Below are 17,654 nucleotides of genomic sequence, written 5' to 3' on the forward strand. Positions count from 1 at the left end.
GCTACAGCCCCTTCGAGACGAACAGCAGGAGGGTGCCGAGCAGGCCGAGCATCAGCGCCGCGCCGAGGAACTGCGGCACCCGGAACACCCGCATCTTGGCGGTCGCGGTCTCGAACGCCGCCAGCAGGAATCCCGCGACGGTGATCTTGAACAGATACAGCGCCGCGCCGGCGAGATAAGCGACGGGGCCGGCGCCGAACACGCCGATGCCCCAGGGATAGAACAGGCAGACGATCAGCGAGACATAGAGCAGCAGCTTGAGCTGCGCGCCGTACTCGATCAGCGCCAGATGCCGGCCGGAATATTCCAGGATCATCGCCTCGTGCACCATGGTGAGTTCGAGGTGGGTCGAGGGGTTGTCGATCGGAATGCGGGCATTCTCGGCGAGCGCCACCATCACCAGCGCGATCATCGCCAGCCCGAGCGAGACGCGCAGGCCGACTGCGGTCGAGGCGATGTAGTTGGCGACGGTCGACAGGTGCGTCGAGCCGGCCACCAATGCGACGCAGAACACGATCATCAGCATCGCCGGCTCGGCCAATGCGGCGATCATCACCTCGCGCGACGAGCCGATGCCGCCGAACGAGGTGCCGACATCCATGCCCGCGAGCGCGAGGAAGAACCGCGCGGTGCCGAGCAACGCGACGATGACGATCAGATCCGCCGTCCAGTTGAACAACAGGCCGGTGGCGAAGGTCGGCACCAAGGCGGCGGCGACCCAGATCGCCGCGAAGGTGACATAAGGCACGGCGCGGAACAGCCAGGAGGCGTTGTCGGCGAGCACGACCTCCTTGCGCAGCAGCCGGATCAGGTCGCGATAGGGCTGCAGCATCGAAGCGCCGCGGCGGCGCTGCAGCCGCGCCTTCACCTTGCGGATGAAGCCGGTGAGCAGCGGCGCCAGCAGGAACACCAGCAGCATCTGCACGCCCTGCACGACAATATTGGTGATCAGGTCCATATCGCGAGCACCAGCAGCAGCGTGACGAGGGTGGCGAACACCAGGCTGAGATAGCCGCGGATGGTGAGGAGCTGCATCCTGTTGAGGCGCACCGACGCAGCCATGACGCCGCCGGCGAGCGGCGCGTAGATCCGCTCCCAGATCTGGTCGTGCAGTTCGATCCGCAGCCGCGCCGGCGCTGTGTCGCCCGGCGGCGGCATGGTGACGTGATCGCGGGCGCGGAAGATCAGCGTGCCGAACACCCGGCGGATCGGCTGCGCGAAGCCGGCGGCTGAATATTGCGCCAGCGGCACCGGATCGGTGAAGCCGCAGCCCCAGGCCGGCCCGCGCCGCACCGCGCCGGACGAGAACAGCCGGATCGCCGCGTACGACGCCGATGCCGACACCGCAATGAACACCGCGACCAAGAGGCCGTTATACGAGCTGTGGCTCTGCGCGATCGGGACGATCGACAGCCACGCCATCCCGCTCTGCGGCGCGAGCCGGCTGCCGAGGATCTCGGTGGCGATCGGCGCCAGCGCGTCCATCACCATTCCGGGCAGCACACCCGCGAGCAGGCACAGAGCGGCGAGGATCGCCATCGCCGCCAGCGAAAACCGATCGACCTCTTTCGCAGCCAGTGTCGCATCACCACGCGGCCGGCCGAGGAAGGTGACGCCATAGGCCTTGACGAAACACGCCGCCGCCAGCGCCGCGGCGAGCGCCATCAGCGCACCGACCGCCGGCACCAGTATCTTCAGGCCCCATTGCGGCAGTTGCGGGCTCTGCAACACCGCCTGGAAGATCAGCCATTCCGACACGAAGCCGTTGAACGGCGGCAGCGCCGAGATCGCGATCGCGCCGATCAGGAACACCACGCTGGTGAACGGCATGCGGTGGATCAGCCCGCCGAGCCTGTCCATGTCGCGCTCGCCGGTGGCGCTCAGCACCGCGCCGGCGCCGAAGAACAACAGGCTCTTGAACAGCGAATGGTTGAGCACGTGAAACAGCGCCGCGGTGAAGGCCAGCGCCGCCGGCAGCGGCTGCTGATTGGCCTGGAACGCCAGCGCCAGGCCGAGGCTGACGAAGATGATGCCGACATTCTCGATCGTCGAATAGGCCAGCAGCCGCTTCAGGTCCTTTTCCATCAGCGCATACAGAATGCCGAGCGCCGCGGTAATGCCGCCGAGCGCCAGCACGATTCCAGAGGTGGACCAGTCCGGCGTGCCGAGCAGATCGAACACCACGCGGATGAAGCCGTAGACCGCGACCTTGGTCATCACGCCGCTCATCAGCGCCGAGACGTGGCTCGGCGCCGCCGGATGTGCCAGCGGCAGCCAGACATGCAGCGGCACCAGCCCGGCCTTGGAGCCGGCGCCGAGCAGCAGCAGGATCAGCACCAGCGTCGCGATCCACGGCGTGTGCTGCGCGGCGCGGATCGCGGCGAAATCGTAATTTCCGGCGGCGCCCGCGAGCAGGCCGAAGGCGAGCAGCAGCGCCAGCGTGCCGAAACTCGCCATCAGCAGATAGACATAGCCGGCGCGGCGATTGGCGGCGTCGCGATGATGCGTCATCACCAGCGCCCACGACGCCAGCGACATGAATTCCCAGCTCAGTAGATAAGAGAACGCGTCGGCGGCGAGCACCACCATGTTCATGCCGGCGAGAAACGCCGGATAGAACGGCAGCACCCGATGCGGCGCGTGTTCGTGGCGGCCGTAGCCTAGCGCATACAGGCTCGCCAGCGTGCCGCCGAGATTGACCACGACGAGGAAGAACGCCGCCAGCGCATCGAGCCGCAGATGCGCGCCGAGCCAGGGCAGCCCGATCGGCAGCGTTCGCTCGACCGCGGCATCGGCATGCAGCAGCCAGACGAGCGCGCTGGCGGTGGCGACCGCGCAGGCGATCAGCGTCGCGCTGTAAATGACGGGGGTGGCGAGGCCGGGCCAGCGGCTCAGCGGAACGGCGACGACCGCGAGCGCCAGCAGCGCCGCCACGCACCAGAGCTGCACCGCGAGTTCCGTCATCGCCCGTGCACCCGCGCCCCGCGCGCAATGTTGCGCGCGCGCAAAGCCTGCGTGCGATCCTGCGCCGGAAACATCATTCGCGATCGTGCCCCACTCGCATCGGGTTCGACCTCATTCCACCAGTGTCGCCGCGCAGGCCGCCCGATGGCAACAAGCACTTCGCACGCGGAGGCGTGGCACCGCCGCGGCTATCGAAACGGTCCTTGCGTTTGGACAATAGTTACCCGAAACGGAGTCCGTCTATCAATCCTCAAATTTCGTTCTGCATAAATGATGCTTCAGACATCATTTATGCCCCACTTCGAAGCGTCTCGATTCTGCCAGCGCCGCCCGGGTCCGATTTGCCCTGGCGCAAAGTTCCGTGCCCGGCGCCGGTGCGCGCAACGAAGACGGCCTTGGCCAAGGTCGCGGTTGACCGAGGCCCGCCCGGGCGCGCAGTAAAGCGCTCCCCGCAAAGGACCCTCATGTCCACCGATTCTCAGCCCCCGCGGCCCTCGCCCACGCGCGCGCAACTGCTCGACGCGATTCGCTTTCTCACCATCCTGCCGGTGCCGGATTCCGACCGCGCGCCGGAGCCGGACTGGCTGACGCGGGCGATGACGTTCTTTCCGATCACGGGCGTCGGGATCGGCGTGATCTCCGCGCTGGTGCTGCTGATCGGCAATTCGCTGTTCGGCCCCGGGCTCGCCGCGCTGCTGGCGGTCGCCGCCTCGGTCATTATCACCGGCGCGATGCACGAGGACGGCCTCGCCGACACCTTCGACAGTTTCGGCGGCGGCTGGTCGGTGGCCAAGCGGCTGGAGATCATGAAGGACTCGAGGCTCGGCACCTATGGCGGCCTGGCGCTCGGCCTCGACATAGCGCTGCGCGCCATGGCGCTGGCGCAACTGCCGCTGTGGGCCGCGCTCGCCACGCTGGTCGCCTGCCACGCCGCCGCGCGCGCGACGCCGGGCTTCGTCAAGCGCAAGCTGTCTTACGCCGGCGACGTCAGCGGCATGAAGGTGAGCTACGCCGAAGAGCCGATGCGCAGGGACGAATGGATGCTGGTGCTGGTGACGGTGGCGCTCGCGGCGCTGCCGCTGCTGCTGGTGTCGCCGCTGGCGCTGATCGCCGGCCTCGGTTTCGGCGCGGCGCTGGCCGCGCTGATCGCCTCATGGGCGAAGCGGCTGCTCGGCGGCTACACCGGCGACGTGCTCGGCGCCACCGAGCAGATGTTCGAGATCGGGTTTCTGCTGGGTGTGGCCGCGGTGCTGGCGGCCTGAGTATTCGACGGCCTCGCATCGTCATTGCGAGCGAAGCGAAGCAATCCAGCGCAGTGCACTGGGGCCCTGGATTGCTTCGTCGCTTCGCTCCTCGCAATGACGCGGAAGTCAGTGGCTGATCATCCACGGCCGCGCGGTGGGGAAGCCCTTGGCGCCGCCCCTGGTGCGGGTCTGCAGCCGCGCCGGTTTTTTCAGGCCGGAGCAGCAGCCGCAGCCTGGCGCGTGTTTGGCCTTGTATTCGCCGACGCTCATCGGCGCGTGGCGGCTCTTCTCGTTGGTCGCGTGCGCATTGCGCTGCGACGCCGGCATGCAGGAGAAGTTCGGCGCGGTGAGGATCACCCGCGGCGACGAGACCTCGCAGCTCGGGCAGAGCTGCGGCGCGTCGCACTCGGCCATCGGCCGCATGTCGGTGAACGGCCCGCAGGCGTCGCACATGTATTCATAGACTGGCATCGTCGTTTTCCCTTGCGCTGACGATTTGGTCCCGGCGATGGAAGCGGGGCGGCTGAACCGCACCGTCCCGCTCCCTTCGCGCAGGGAACACCGCCGTCATTGCGAGGAGCGAAGCGACGAAGCAATCCAGCTGAGTGCACGGCGCTCTGGATTGCTTCGCTTCGCTCGCAATGACGAACTTTCTCGTTACTTGTCCTGCGAGATCGGCATCTGGATGTCGCCCTTGATGTGTTTCACCGGCCCCGCCGACGACGGCATCATGTCGAAGTCGAAGATCTCGGTCGGCAGCCACAGCGTGGCGCAGGCGTTCGGCACGTCGACGACGCCCGAGATATGGCCCTGCACCGGCGCGGTGCCGAGGATCGAATAGGCCTGGGCGCCGGAGTAGCCGAATTTCTTCAGATACTCGATCGCGTTCAGGCACGCCTGGCGATACGCCACGGTGACGTCGAGGTAGTGCTGCTGGCCCTGCTCGTCGACCGAGATGCCTTCGAAGATCAGATAGTCCTTGTAGTTCGGCGTCACCGGCGACGGCTTGAAGATCGGGTTCTTGATGCCGTATTTCGACACGCCGTCCTTGATGATGTCGACCTTGATGTGCAGCCAGCCGGCCATCTCGATCGCGCCGCAGAAGGTGATCTCGCCGTCGCCCTGGCTGAAATGCAGATCGCCCATCGACAGGCCGCCGCCCGGCACATAGACCGGGAAGTAGATCTTGGAGCCACGCGACAGGTCCTTGATGTCGCAATTGCCGCCGTGCTCGCGCGGCGGCACGGTGCGGGCGCCTTCCGCTCCCGCTTTCGCCTTGGCGTCGCCGGTGAGCTTGCCCATGTGGGCGGTCGGGCCGAACGGCGGGTTGGCGAGGCCGGGCACGCGGGTCGGGTTGGTGGCGATCAGGCCGGTCTCGCGCTCGTTCCAGGTCGCCAGCAGCTTCGGATCGGGCAGACAGCCGATCAGGCCGGGATGAATCAGGCCGGCGAAGTTCACGCCCGGGATGTGGCGCGACGAGGTGTACATGCCCTTGAAGTCCCAGATCGACTTCTGCGCCAGCGGGAAGTGATCCGTGAGGAAGCCTCCGCCATTCTGCTTGGAGAAGAAGCCGTTGAAGCCCCACAGGCTCTCCTTCATCGGGCCGACGTCGAGCAGATCGACCACCAGCAGGTCGCCGGGCTCAGCGCCCTTGACGCCGATCGGACCCGACAGGAAATGCACGATCGACAGGTCGATGTCGCGGACGTCGTCGGCCGAGTCGTTGTTCTTGATGAAGCCGCCGGTCCAGTCGTAGGTCTCGACGATGAAGTCGTCGCCGGGATTGACCCACGCCGCCATCGGGATGTCCGGATGCCAGCGGTTGTGGACCATCTCGTTGTCATAAGCGGACTGCGTGAGGTCGACTTTGATCAATGTCTCTGGCATCGGATGCTCCCTTTTCGACCAGTGGACTTGGTTGGATAGATAGACGGACTCAGACGGACAGATATTTGGCGACCTGCGCCTCATCGACGCTGGCGCGCGACTCGTCGCGGACGATCTCGCCGTTCTCGATCACCAGCACCCGGTCGGCGACGTCGAGCGCGAAGCTCAGCACCTGCTCGGAGACGATGATCGACAGGCCCTTGGTGTCGCGGATCCGCTTCAGGGTCCGGGCCATGTCCTTGATGATGGACGGCTGGATGCCCTCGGTCGGCTCGTCGAGCAGCAGCACTTTCGGCCTGGTGGCGAGCGCGCGGGCGATCGCGAGCTGCTGTTGCTGGCCGCCGGACAGATTGCCGCCGCGGCGGCTCTTCATCTCGAGCAGCACCGGAAACAGCTCGTAGAGATCGCCCGGCACATCCTTTTCACCGGAGACGACGAGGCCGGTCTCGATGTTCTCCTTCACCGTCATGGTCGAGAAGATCATCCGGCCCTGCGGCACGTAAGCGAGGCCCTTGGCGACGCGCTCGTAGCTCTTGAGGCCGCCGAGTTCGGCGCCCTCCATCGTGATCGAGCCCGAGCGCTGCGGGATGATGCCCATCAGCGATTTCATCAGCGTGGTCTTGCCCATGCCGTTGCGGCCCATGATCGCGACGATCTCGTTCGGCGCGACGTCGATGTTGAGCCCGTGCAGCACCTCGCTCTGGCCGTAGGCGACGTGCAGATCGTTGATAGCGAGCATCGGGATCTCCTCTAGCCGTGACGGTGAGCTCCCTCTCCCCGCGGGCGGGGAGAGGGTCGGGGTGAGGGGGCGCCTCCGCGAGTCGCAGAAGCTCGGCCGTGGCGAGGCGCCCCCTCACCCGACGCGCAAGAGCGCGTCGACCTCTCCCCGCGCGCGGGGTGAGGTGAAGAAGGAGGCGTCATTGCGAGGAGCGAAGCGACGAAGCAATCCAGAGGCTCAGTGCACCGAGCCGGATTGCTTCGCTTCGCTCGCAATGACGGGGGAGAGGCGGTGCGCATGACCACCTCCTAATGCCCCAGATAAACTTCGATGACCTTGGGGTCGTTTTTCACCTTGTCCATCGTGCCCTCGGACAGGATCTGGCCCTGGTGCAGCACGGTGACCTTGTGGGCGATGTCCTCGACGAACTTCATGTCGTGCTCGATCACCAGCACCGAGCGGTCCTTGATGATGGTGTGCAGCAGCTCGGCGGTCTTGACGCGCTCCGACACGCTCATGCCGGCGACCGGTTCGTCGAGCATCAGGAGGTCCGGGTCCTGGATCAGCAGCATGCCGATCTCGAGCCATTGCTTCTGGCCGTGGCTGAGCAGATCGGCGCTCTGGCCGAGCTTGTCCTTGAGGAAGATCGCTTCCGCCACTTCCTCGACGCGTTCGCGCACCGCCGGCGTGCGCTGGAACGCCAGCGCGCCGAACACCGAGCGGCCCTGCGGATAGGAGATCTCCAGATTCTCGAACACCGTGAGGTCTTCGTAGATCGACGGCGTCTGGAACTTGCGGCCGACGCCGGCCTGGACGATCTGGTTCTCCTTCATCTTGGTGAGGTCCTTGCCGCGGAAATGGATCGCGCCGGACGTCGCCTTGGTCTTGCCGCAGATCAGGTCGAGCACCGTGGTCTTGCCGGCGCCGTTGGGGCCGATGATCACCCGGATCTCGTTCTCCTCGACGTAGAACGACAGGTCGTTCACCGCCTTGAAGCCGTCGAACGACACCGTGAGCCCCTCCACCGCGAGCAGGAAGTCGGGTTGTTGATGGCCGATCAGCATGGTTGCCTCCCCTATTCCGCCGGAGCGCCGTCGGCGATCGGGCCGAGCGTCTTGCCGCTGCTGTGATCCGAGCCGGATTTGCGCCTGCTGATCAGCCTGTCGATCAGCGGCTGGACGTGATCGCGCCAGATCCCGGCGAGCCCGTTCGGGAAGATCAGCACCACCGCGATGAACAGCGCGCCGAGCCCGAACAGCCAGAGCTGCGGGAAGGATTCCGACAGGCTGGTCTTGGCGAAATTGACCAGCAACGTTCCGTAGATCGCGCCGAAGATCGACAGCCTTCCTCCCACCGCGGTGTAGATCACCATCTCGATCGACGGCACGATGCCGACGAAGGACGGCGACATGAACCCGACATTGAGCGTGAACATCGCGCCGCCGATCGCCGCGAACATCGCCGCCAGGCAGAACGCGAAGATCTTGAAATTGGCGACGCTGTAGCCCGAGAACCGCACCCGGTCCTCCTTCTCGCGCATCGCCACCAGGATGCGGCCGAGCTTGGCGTGGCGCACGAACAGCGCCAGCAGGATGCAGCCGAACAGGAACGCGACTTCGACGAAATACAACACCACCTTGGCGTGGTCGGGACGGATGTCCCAACCCTTCAGCGTGCGCAGATCGGTGATGCCGTTGATGCCGCCGGTGTAGCCCTGCTGGCCGATGATCAGGATGGTCAGGATCGCGGCGATCGCCTGGGTGATGATGGCGAAATACACGCCGCCGACGCGGCGCTTGAACATCGCGGCGCCGATCAGATAGGCGAACAGCGTCGGCACGATCAGGATCGCGAGGATCGTCAGCGTCAGGCTGTGGAACGGCTGCCAGAACAGCGGCAATTCCGTGATCTGGTTCCAGTCCATGAAATCCGGGATGCCGGGCGTGGACTGGATCTTGGTGTTGGCGACGCTGGAGGCTTCCAGCTTCAGATACATCGCCATGCCGTAGCCGCCGAGGCCGAAGAACACGCCCTGCCCGAGGCTCAAGATGCCGCCGAACCCCCAGCACAGCACCAGACCGAGCGCCACGAAGGCGTAGGTGAGATACTTCGCCACCAGGTTGAGACGGAACACGTCCAGCGACAGCGGCAGGATCACGACCAGGAGCAGAGCGAGCGCGGCGAGACCGATCAGGTCGGAGCGGCTGAGAAAGCGCGGGCTTTCCATGTCGATGACTCCTATTTGCGAACCTTGAGGGCGAACAGGCCTTGCGGGCGCATCATCAGGATCGCGACGATGGCGAGCAGCGTGAGCACCTTGGCCATCGAGCCGGACATGAAGAACTCCATGGTCGACTGCGCCTGTGAGATGCTGAAGGCCGATGCGATGGTGCCGAACAGGCTCGCCGCGCCGCCGAACACCACGACCAGGAAGGTGTCGACGATGTAGAGCTGGCCGGAGGTCGGCCCGGTCGAGCCGATCATCGTGAAGGCGCTGCCGGCGATGCCGGCGATGCCGCAGCCGAGCCCGAAGGTGTAGCGGTCGACCTTCTCGGTGTTGATGCCGACGGCGCCGGCCATCACCCGGTTCTGCACCACGGCGCGGACCTGGCGGCCCCAGCGCGATTTGTACATCACATAGGCGACCGCCGCGGTGATCAGGAAAGTCAGGCACATCACGAAGATGCCGTTGATCGGCACCTCGATGGTGTCGGTGATCTGCTTGGAGCCGAGCATCCATTGCGGCAACTCGACGCCGACCTCGCGCGCGCCGAAGATCGACCGATAGGCCTGCTGCAGGATCAGGCTGAGGCCCCAGGTCGCGAGCAGCGTATCGAGCGGGCGCTTGTAGAGATGGCGTATCAGTCCCCATTCGACCAGCATGCCGAGCGCGCCCGCGGCGATGAAGGCCAAGATCATGGCGACGAAGAAGTAGCCGGGGAACAGCGACGGCAGATAGGCCTGGAACGCGCTCGAGGTCATCCAGGTGACGTAGGCGCCGAGGATCATGAACTCGCCATGCGCCATGTTGATGACGCCCATCTGGCCGAAGATGATCGCCAGTCCGAGTGCCATCAGCACATAGACCGAGAACAGGATCAGACCCGCGAAGCCCTGCATCGCGAAGATCGCGCCGAGATCGCCAATGGAATAATCGCCGAACATGGACTGGCCCCTGCTAGTTGAAATGATCCGGACGCGATGAGATCGCCGGCGCCGCCGCCACACATTCCGGCCGTCATCGCCGGGCTCGACCCGGCGATCCATCTTCTGCGAAGAGTGATGGATGCGCGGGTCGAGCCCGCGCATGACGCGGAGAGTGCTGCGCCGCCGGCGGCACTCCTTACTGATAGCCCTTCGGGAACGGATCGGGCTCGACCAGCTCGGCGGTCTCGTAGACCAGCTCGTACTGCCCATCGAGCTTGGCTTTGCCGACGCGGGTCTTCGACCACAGATGATGGTTTTCATGGACGCGGACGTAGCCTTCCGGCGCGCCCTTGAATTCCACGCCGGGCGAAGCCGCCGCCACCTTGTCGATGTCGAACGAGCCCGCCTTCTCCACGGTCAGTTTCCACAGCCACGGGCCGAGATAGGCAGCCTGGGTGACGTCTCCGATCACGGTCTTCTCGCCCCACATCTTCTTGAACGCGGCGACGAATGCCTTGTTGTTCGGATTGTCGAGCGACTGGAAGTACTTCATGCAGGCGAAAGCGCCCGCGATGTTCTCGCCGCCGATGCCGTCGATTTCGTCCTCGGTCACCGAGATCGTCAGCAGTGTCTGCTTCGACAGGTCGATGCCGGCCGCCTTGAGCTGCTTGTAGAACGCGACGTTGGAGCCACCGACGATGATCGCGTAGATCACGTCCGGCTTGGTCAGCTTGATCTTGTTGATCACCGAGTTGAACTGCGTGTGACCGAGCGGGAAGTATTCCTCGCCGACGACCTTGCAGCCCTTCAGATGGTTCTCGATGTGCTTGCGGGCGATCTTGTTGGAGGTGCGCGGCCAGATGTAGTCGGAGCCGAGCAGATAGAAGCTCTTGGCGTTCTTGGTCTTGTTGACCCAGTCGAGCCCGGCGATGATCTGCTGGGTGGCTTCCTGGCCGGTGTAGATGACGTTCTTGGACTGCTCGAGGCCTTCGTAGAAGGTCGGGTAGTACAGCATGCCGTTGTACTGCTCGAACACCGGCAGCACCGCCTTGCGCGAGGCCGAGGTCCAGCAGCCCATCACGGCGGCGCATTTGTCGTTGACCAGCAGCTTCTTGGCCTTCTCGGCGAAGTTCGGCCAGTCGGAGGCGCCGTCTTCCTGGATGTACTTGATCTTGCGGCCGAGCACGCCGCCGGCGGCGTTGATCTGCTCGATCGCGAGCTTCTCGGCCTGCACCGAGCCGGTCTCGGAGATCGCCATCGTGCCCGTCACCGAGTGCAGGATGCCGACGGTGACTTCGGTGTCGGTCACGGCGAGGCCGGTGGTGTTGACGACGGAGGTCGCCGGCGCCTGGGCGAACGACGTGCGCGGCAGCATCGTCATCGCCGGAATGGCGGCCATCCCCATCAGAAGCTTGCGCCGGAACGGCGAATGAAGGCCCTGGTCTTTGTCGTCTGCCATGAACTACCCCTTCGTGTTGTTGGACGCGTGTGCAGCCGGGGCAAACGATCGGCGAAATTTTCGGCTGTACCGATACGCAAGATCACGTATGTTGCATCGCAAGATCGCGACGTAGATTTTTCCAAGCAACAAAGCGAGACGAACAACAAGGAGAAGCGCGTGGTTGGGCGGCAGCGCATAGACCGCGTTCGGCGCCAGTACAATCAATGGGTCGCCAACCAGACGCTCGAGGACTATGCGCTGCGCTTCACCGCCAAGAGCGCGCGGCGCTGGTCGGCGCTGCGGGTCGCCAACACCGCGCTCGGCGCCATCTCTTTCCTCGCGCTGGAGGCGATCGGCGGCACCATCACGCTGAACTACGGCGTCACCAACGCCACCGCGGCGATCCTGGTGGTCAGCGTGATCATCTTCTGCTGCGGCCTGCCGATTGCCTATCACGCAGCCAGATGTGGCGTCGATATAGACTTGCTCACGCGCGGCGCCGGATTCGGCTACATCGGCTCGACGATCACGTCGCTGATCTATGCCTCATTTACGTTCATCTTCTTCGCGATCGAAGCTGTTATTCTCGCCAAGGCGCTGGAGATGTGCTTCGGCCTGCCGCTGGCATTGGGCTATCTGTTCAGCGCCGTGGTGATCATTCCGCTGGTGACGCACGGCATCACGCTGATCAGCCGGTTTCAGCTCTGGACCCAGCCGTTCTGGATCCTGCTGCACATCCTGCCGTTCGCGGCGATCGCGATCAAAAGTCCGGAATCCTTCGCGGGCTGGACCGAATTCGCCGGCGCGCACGGCAGCCCCGACGGGCATCTCGACCTGCTGCTGTTCGGCACCGCTGCCTCGGTGGTGTTCGCGCTGGTGGCGCAGATCGGCGAGCAGGTGGATTTCCTGCGCTTCCTGCCGCGTGACCGCCGCACCTCGAAGGCGGCGTGGTGGACGGCGATGATCAGCGCCGGGCCGGGCTGGATCGTGCCGGGCGCGATCAAGCTGCTGGCCGGCTCGTTCCTGGCTTATTTCGCGCTGAGCCACGGCGTCGAGGTCGAGGATGCGGCCGAGCCGTCGCACATGTATCGCGAGGCGTTCCGCTACGTGCTGGCGCAGCCGGAACTGGCGCTGGCGCTGACCGGCGCCTTCGTGATGCTGTCCCAGATCAAGATCAACGTCACCAATGCGTATGCGGGCTCGATCGCCTGGTCGAATTTCTTCTCGCGGCTGACCCACAGCCATCCCGGCCGCGTCGTCTGGCTGGTGTTCAACGTGCTGGTGGCGCTGCTGCTGATGGAGATCGGCGTCTACAAGGCGCTGGAGCAGACGCTCGCGCTGTATTCCAACGTCGCGATCGCCTGGGTCGGCGCGCTGGTGGCCGATCTGGTCATCAACCGGCCACTGGGCCTGCGGCCACGGCAGATGGAGTTCAAGCGCGCGCATCTCTACGACATCAATCCGGTCGGCGTCGGCTCGATGGCGATCGCCACGGTGATGTCGATCACCGCGTTCTACGGCGTGTTCGGGCCGACCGCGAAGGCGCTGGCGCCGTTCGTCGCCTTGCTGGTGGCGTTCGTCACCGCGCCGGCGATCGCGATCCTCACCCGCGGCCGGTTCTATATCGCGCGCAAGCCGAAGCGCTCCTGGCAGAACCTGCCGGCGATCAAGTGCTGTATCTGCGAGCATTCGTTCGAGCCCGAGGACATGGCGCATTGCCCGGCCTATGCGGGGCCGATCTGCTCGCTGTGCTGCTCGCTCGACGCCCGCTGCCACGATCTGTGCAAGCCGCACGCGCGGTTCGACGCGCAGTTCGCCGACACGCTCGGCAAGGTGCTGCCGCAGCGCGTCCATGCGCTGCTCAATTCGCAGGTCGGGCACTATCTCAGCGTCTTCATGGTGTCGGCGGGGCTGGTCGGCCTGACGCTGATGATGATCTATCTGCAGGCCGCACCCGCCACCGACGCGCAGCAGATCCTGCTGGCGGAGATTCTCTGGAAGCTGTTCTTCGCGCTGACCATCATCATCGGCGTGGTGACGTGGCTGTTCGTGCTGGCGCGGCAGAGCCGGCAGGCCGCCGAGGCCGAGACGCGGCGGCAGACCGCGCTGCTGATGCAGGAGATCGACGCGCATCGCCAGACCGACGCCGAGCTGCAGCGCGCCAAGGAGGTCGCCGAATCCGCCAACCTCGCCAAGAGCCGCTACGTCGTCGGCCTCAGCCACGAATTGCGCTCGCCGCTCAACGCCATCAGCGGCTATGCGCAGTTGCTCGAACAGGATGGCAGCCTGCCGCCGCGCCCGCGCGACCAGATCCGGCTGATGCGGCGCAGCGCTGATCACCTTTCCGGACTGATCGACGGGCTGCTGGATATTTCCAAGATCGAGGCCGGGCGCCTCTATCTGTCGCGCGACGAGGTGCGGTTCGGCGAGTTTCTCGATCAGCTCGTCGGCATGTTCCGGCTGCAGGCGGCCGCCAAGGACGTCGACTTCGTGTTCAAGCGCCCGCAATATCTGCCGCCGGTGGTCTATGCCGACGAGAAACGGCTGCGCCAGGTGCTGATCAATTTGCTGTCCAACGCGATCAAGTTCACCCGGAGCGGCAGCGTGCATTTCATCGTGCATTATCGCAATCCGGTGGCCGAACTCGAAGTACGCGACACCGGCCCCGGCATCCATGCCGGCGATCTCGAGCGGATCTTCGCGCCGTTCGAGCGCGGCGCGCTCGGCGTGTCGCAGCCGCACACCGGCACCGGGCTCGGTCTGACGATCAGCAAGCTGCTCGCCGGCGTGATGGGCGGCGATCTCAGCGTCACCAGCACGCTCGGCCAGGGCTCGACCTTCCGCGTCAAGCTCCTGCTGTCGGAAGTCACCAATCCGACCCGCACCCGCGCCATCCGCGCGCCGATCCTCGGCTATCACGGCCCGCGCAAGACCATCCTGATCACCGACGACGACCCGGCGCAGCGCAATCTGCTGCAGGAACTGCTGGCGCCGCTCGGCTTCATCGTGCTCAGCGCGCCGGACGGCTACACCTGCGTCGGCCTCGCCGAGCACTGCCAGCCCGATCTGTTCCTGCTCGACATCTCGATGGCCGGCATGGACGGCTGGACCGTCGCCGAGACGCTGCGCACCAACGGCCATCACCACGCCCGCATCCTGATGGTGTCGGCGAGCGCGATCGAGGCGCACGGCGCGCCGCTGGCGCAGCCGTTCCACGACGGCTACCTGATGAAGCCGGTCGACATTCCGCGGCTGCTCGAACAGATCGGGCAGCTGCTGAAGATAGAATGGATCCACAAAGGCGAAGCGCCGGAGGCGGTCGGGGCGACCGGCTCGATCCTGAGCCCGCCGATGCAGCACGTCGAGGAACTGATCGAGCTCGGCAAGATCGGATACATCCGCGGCATCGAGTCCAAGCTCGATCAGATCGACAACGATTATCCGGAATCAGGATTGTTCGTGTCGCAGATGCGCGCGCTGGTCGAGCAGTTCGATCTCGACCAGTACATGAAGACCCTGAACACGCTGTATCGCCATGACCAATGATCTGAAGAAGCGCGATATCGTGCTCGTCGTCGACGACTCGCCGGAGACGCTGCGGATGCTGACCGACGCGCTCGACGGCGCCGGCATGACCGTGATGGTAGCGCTCGACGGTGCCGCGGCGATGCGGATCGTCGAACAGATCACGCCCGACATCATCCTGCTCGACGCCATCATGCCCGGACTCGACGGCTTCGAGACCTGCCGCCGGCTGAAGCGCAGTCCGGCGGTGTCCGATGTGCCGGTGATCTTCATGACCGGCCTCACCGAAAGCGAACACATCGTCCACGGCCTGGAGGCCGGCGGCGTCGACTACGTCACCAAGCCGATCGTGATCGCCGAGATGCTGGCGCGGATCCGGGTCCACCTCGGCAATGCGCGGCTGAGCCAGAGCGCGCGCGCAGCACTCGACGTCTCCGGCCGCTTCCTGCTCGCGGTCGATCGCGTCGGCAAGGTGCTGTGGGCGACGCCGCAGGCGCAGAAGCTGCTCGCCGCCGACGGCGCATCCACCGAAGAATTCCGGCTCGATCTGCCGAAGCCCTGGCTCGACTGGCTGGAGCAGGTGCACAGCGGCCTGGCGCAGCCGAAGACGCCGATGAAGGCGTCGCTGCTGCGCAACGACGAATTGCGGCTGCAATATATGGGCAAACTCGGCCCCAACGAATTCCTGCTGCGGCTGGCGCGCGACACCTCGAGCGAGTCGCCGAAGGAATTCGCCACCGAATTCGGCCTGACCAGCCGCGAAAGCGAAGTGCTGGCGTGGCTCGCCAAGGGCAAGACCAATCGCGACATCGCGCAGATTCTGGGTCTCAGCCCGCGCACCGTCGACAAGCATCTCGAGCAGATCTACGCCAAGCTCGGCGTCGAGAACCGCACCGCCGCCGCAGCGATCGCCACCAGCGCCAGCCGACGGGATTCCTAGTCGCTTCATTGATTGAAGCGATGCGGCCTTTGCAGAGGCGCTAAGTCCTCATCCCGAGAGTCTGACTCAGAATGGGGCAACAAGATCAACCGCTTAAGTTCGTCTTTGCGAGGAGCGAAGCGACGAAGCAATCCAGAATCCTGTGCTCGGCGCACTGGATTGCTTCGCTTCGCTCGCAATGACGGGGGATAGGGCGTTGATTTTGCTGCCCACATTCTCGGTCATGCTCTGAGGAGCCGGCGCAGCCGGGCCTCGAAGGATGGAGCCACGGAGTGCCGGTGGCGCATGGTTGGAGACGGCTGCGCGCCTCCTCACCATGAGGTTGTACTTGTGGCACGAGTTGATTCCACCAGAACAGAATTGCTCCGACCCGGCGCGGCATCCGCGGCTTTGGCCGTCGTGGCGCGGCGCTCAGCGTGTGGACGAACGCTGTCTACGTCGGCCGCAGGCCTGCGTTTCGATTTCGGCGTTGAGTTCGCCGCCGACCAGTACCACGATCGCGGTCATCCACATCCAGATCATCAGGCCGATGGCGGCGCCGAGCGAGCCATAGGTGGCGTCGTAATTGGCGAAATTGCCGAGGTAATAGGACAGCAGCGCCGAACCGACGATCCAGGTGATGGTCGCGAACACGCAGCCCGGCAGCACCCAGCGCCAGCGCGGCGTGTCGCGATCGGGGGCGTGGCGATACAGAACCGCCAGTCCGGCGAAGGTGAGCAGCGCCAGCAGCGGCCAGCGGCCGTAGCCGATCAGCACCGCGCCCTGGCCCTCCATCCCGATCATCGACAACGCGATCGGGGTCGCGATCACCAGTCCGATCGCCGACAGAACCGCCGCGAGGGCGCCGATGGTGAAGCCCAGCGACACCGCGTTGAGCTTGATGAAACTGCGGCTTTCCTGCTTGTCGTAGACCACGTTCAGCGCATCGATCACCGCCTTGACGCCGCCATTGACGCTCCACAGCGCCAGCGCGAGGCTCGACAGGAACGCCAGTCCCAGCCTGGTCTCGCCATTGGCGAGGACGCGGCTGACCTGGTCCTCGATCACCGAATAGGTCCCCTCCGGCACGACGGCGGCGAGTTGCTGAAGATGCGCTCTGATGGTTTCGCCGTTGGTGAACAGCGCGTAGGAAGACACCAGCGCGGTGATGCCGGGAAACAGCGCCAACAGCCCGTAGAACACCACGCCCGCGGCCACCAGCAGCAGCCGGTCATCGTTGACACGCTCATAGACGCCGCGAAGAACCGCCGTCCATTGTCGGCGCAGGAGCGGAACCGGAGATTGGGCACGCGCAGTCGGAACCGGGTCATCGGATGTGTTCGCCGACGAATCGGCAGCGCGGGAATGCAACTCGGACCCTGCCGGATTCGGCTTGGACCTATGCTGCAAGCCGGTTGTTGCGTTGTCGGTGCGGGTGGCGCCGCCGGCGATCCCGCGAACGGCCGTTGCAGCCGCGATCAAAGCGAGCGAAGCGAGAAATCCGGATCGCATTGTCGTCATGGCTTGGCACTCATCAGAAACAACTCACCCGGTGATGAGGTCACATCGTTCCGACAGATCGCGGCGGCGCCGGCTGCCCCCAACGGGCGGCCGGGCCTGTTTCCGGCTCCGACGCAGCGCAAGTCAGTGCGTATTGCTGTCCTGCCACTGTTCCAGATCCGGCTTGTCCGGCGGCGGCTGGGACGTCGTCTGCGAACTCTGGTTCGGCTTCTTCCAGGGCTCCTTGGTGCCGCTCTTCATCGCGTCGCCGGGCCGGTCCGAGGGCGCCTTGTCGTCGGTATCTGCCAT

The 17,654-nt window shown here is 65.3% G+C and carries 14 protein-coding genes; 3 read left to right on the forward strand and 11 right to left on the reverse strand.

Annotation, left to right across the window (positions count from 1 at the left end; genetic code table 11):
• Position 1: 1 nt before the first annotated feature.
• Both ACTZWT_RS12310 and hyfB read right to left on the reverse strand, forming a co-directional pair.
• Positions 2-958: a respiratory chain complex I subunit 1 family protein gene (locus tag ACTZWT_RS12310; protein ID WP_444769973.1), complete on the reverse strand. Its 957-nt coding sequence runs from the start codon at positions 956-958 to the stop codon at positions 2-4.
• The gene (gene hyfB / locus ACTZWT_RS12315) at positions 949-2,964 is read right to left on the reverse strand and encodes a hydrogenase 4 subunit B (RefSeq protein ID WP_444769974.1); all 2,016 of its coding nucleotides are present in this window, start codon (positions 2,962-2,964) and stop codon (positions 949-951) included. The genes ACTZWT_RS12310 and hyfB overlap by 10 nt, the downstream gene beginning before the upstream one ends.
• Positions 2,965-3,428: 464 nt before the next feature.
• Here hyfB and cobS point away from each other — a divergent pair, with 464 nt between their 5' ends.
• Entirely contained in the window at positions 3,429-4,226 is a 798-nt protein-coding gene (gene cobS, locus ACTZWT_RS12320; RefSeq protein ID WP_444769975.1) for an adenosylcobinamide-GDP ribazoletransferase, read from the forward strand.
• A 108-nt stretch (positions 4,227-4,334) separates the two neighbouring features.
• Here cobS and ACTZWT_RS12325 read toward each other — a convergent pair whose 3' ends face one another.
• The 7 genes from ACTZWT_RS12325 to urtA all read right to left on the reverse strand — a co-directional run bounded on the left by ACTZWT_RS12325 (position 4,335) and on the right by urtA (position 11,419).
• Entirely contained in the window at positions 4,335-4,679 is a 345-nt protein-coding gene (locus tag ACTZWT_RS12325; RefSeq protein ID WP_444769976.1) for an FmdB family zinc ribbon protein, read from the reverse strand.
• Positions 4,680-4,865: 186 nt separating this feature from the next.
• Positions 4,866-6,095 (reverse strand): formamidase, encoded by a 1,230-nt coding sequence (gene fmdA / locus ACTZWT_RS12330; RefSeq protein ID WP_444769977.1) that lies wholly within the window; start codon positions 6,093-6,095, stop codon positions 4,866-4,868.
• 49 nt (positions 6,096-6,144) lie between these two features.
• Positions 6,145-6,834: an urea ABC transporter ATP-binding subunit UrtE gene (urtE, locus tag ACTZWT_RS12335; protein WP_444769978.1), complete on the reverse strand. Its 690-nt coding sequence runs from the start codon at positions 6,832-6,834 to the stop codon at positions 6,145-6,147.
• 287 nt (positions 6,835-7,121) lie between these two features.
• Positions 7,122-7,877: an urea ABC transporter ATP-binding protein UrtD gene (gene urtD / locus ACTZWT_RS12340; protein WP_444769979.1), complete on the reverse strand. Its 756-nt coding sequence runs from the start codon at positions 7,875-7,877 to the stop codon at positions 7,122-7,124.
• 11 nt (positions 7,878-7,888) lie between these two features.
• Positions 7,889-9,040 carry an urea ABC transporter permease subunit UrtC gene (urtC, locus tag ACTZWT_RS12345; protein ID WP_444769980.1) on the reverse strand — a complete coding sequence of 384 codons (1,152 nt, stop codon included), beginning with the start codon at positions 9,038-9,040 and terminating at the stop codon, positions 7,889-7,891.
• 11 nt (positions 9,041-9,051) lie between these two features.
• Positions 9,052-9,978: an urea ABC transporter permease subunit UrtB gene (gene urtB, locus ACTZWT_RS12350; protein ID WP_444769981.1), complete on the reverse strand. Its 927-nt coding sequence runs from the start codon at positions 9,976-9,978 to the stop codon at positions 9,052-9,054.
• A gap of 178 nt (positions 9,979-10,156) precedes the next feature.
• Positions 10,157-11,419 carry an urea ABC transporter substrate-binding protein gene (gene urtA / locus ACTZWT_RS12355; protein ID WP_444769982.1) on the reverse strand — a complete coding sequence of 421 codons (1,263 nt, stop codon included), beginning with the start codon at positions 11,417-11,419 and terminating at the stop codon, positions 10,157-10,159.
• Between the two features lie 159 nt (positions 11,420-11,578).
• Here urtA and ACTZWT_RS12360 point away from each other — a divergent pair, with 159 nt between their 5' ends.
• Positions 11,579-14,947 (forward strand): hybrid sensor histidine kinase/response regulator, encoded by a 3,369-nt coding sequence (locus ACTZWT_RS12360; RefSeq protein ID WP_444769983.1) that lies wholly within the window; start codon positions 11,579-11,581, stop codon positions 14,945-14,947.
• Positions 14,937-15,866 carry a response regulator gene (locus ACTZWT_RS12365; RefSeq protein WP_444769984.1) on the forward strand — a complete coding sequence of 310 codons (930 nt, stop codon included), beginning with the start codon at positions 14,937-14,939 and terminating at the stop codon, positions 15,864-15,866. The genes ACTZWT_RS12360 and ACTZWT_RS12365 overlap by 11 nt, the downstream gene beginning before the upstream one ends.
• Before the next feature lie 411 nt (positions 15,867-16,277).
• On the opposite strand, the gene ACTZWT_RS12370 is transcribed toward ACTZWT_RS12365, so the two are convergent.
• The gene (locus tag ACTZWT_RS12370) at positions 16,278-17,255 is read right to left on the reverse strand and encodes a YihY/virulence factor BrkB family protein (RefSeq protein ID WP_444770294.1); all 978 of its coding nucleotides are present in this window, start codon (positions 17,253-17,255) and stop codon (positions 16,278-16,280) included.
• Positions 17,256-17,489: 234 nt separating this feature from the next.
• Positions 17,490-17,654: a hypothetical protein gene (locus ACTZWT_RS12375; protein ID WP_444769985.1), complete on the reverse strand. Its 165-nt coding sequence runs from the start codon at positions 17,652-17,654 to the stop codon at positions 17,490-17,492.

Source organism: Rhodopseudomonas sp. NSM, from assembly GCF_052445935.1.
Lineage (GTDB): Bacteria > Pseudomonadota > Alphaproteobacteria > Rhizobiales > Xanthobacteraceae > Rhodopseudomonas.

Excerpts from the sequence above, each read along its gene's own strand:
- ACTZWT_RS12310 (WP_444769973.1), bottom strand. The coding sequence starts at position 958 with ATGGACCTGATCACCAATATTGTCGTGCAGGGCGTGCAGATGCTGCTG.
- urtC (WP_444769980.1), bottom strand. The coding sequence starts at position 9,040 with ATGGAAAGCCCGCGCTTTCTCAGCCGCTCCGACCTGATCGGTCTCGCC.
- hyfB (WP_444769974.1), bottom strand. The coding sequence starts at position 2,964 with ATGACGGAACTCGCGGTGCAGCTCTGGTGCGTGGCGGCGCTGCTGGCG.
- urtA (WP_444769982.1), bottom strand. The coding sequence starts at position 11,419 with ATGGCAGACGACAAAGACCAGGGCCTTCATTCGCCGTTCCGGCGCAAG.
- ACTZWT_RS12365 (WP_444769984.1), top strand. The coding sequence starts at position 14,937 with ATGACCAATGATCTGAAGAAGCGCGATATCGTGCTCGTCGTCGACGAC.
- cobS (WP_444769975.1), top strand. The coding sequence starts at position 3,429 with ATGTCCACCGATTCTCAGCCCCCGCGGCCCTCGCCCACGCGCGCGCAA.
- urtE (WP_444769978.1), bottom strand. The coding sequence starts at position 6,834 with ATGCTCGCTATCAACGATCTGCACGTCGCCTACGGCCAGAGCGAGGTG.
- ACTZWT_RS12375 (WP_444769985.1), bottom strand. The coding sequence starts at position 17,654 with ATGGCAGATACCGACGACAAGGCGCCCTCGGACCGGCCCGGCGACGCG.
- ACTZWT_RS12325 (WP_444769976.1), bottom strand. The coding sequence starts at position 4,679 with ATGCCAGTCTATGAATACATGTGCGACGCCTGCGGGCCGTTCACCGAC.
- fmdA (WP_444769977.1), bottom strand. The coding sequence starts at position 6,095 with ATGCCAGAGACATTGATCAAAGTCGACCTCACGCAGTCCGCTTATGAC.
- urtB (WP_444769981.1), bottom strand. The coding sequence starts at position 9,978 with ATGTTCGGCGATTATTCCATTGGCGATCTCGGCGCGATCTTCGCGATG.
- urtD (WP_444769979.1), bottom strand. The coding sequence starts at position 7,877 with ATGCTGATCGGCCATCAACAACCCGACTTCCTGCTCGCGGTGGAGGGG.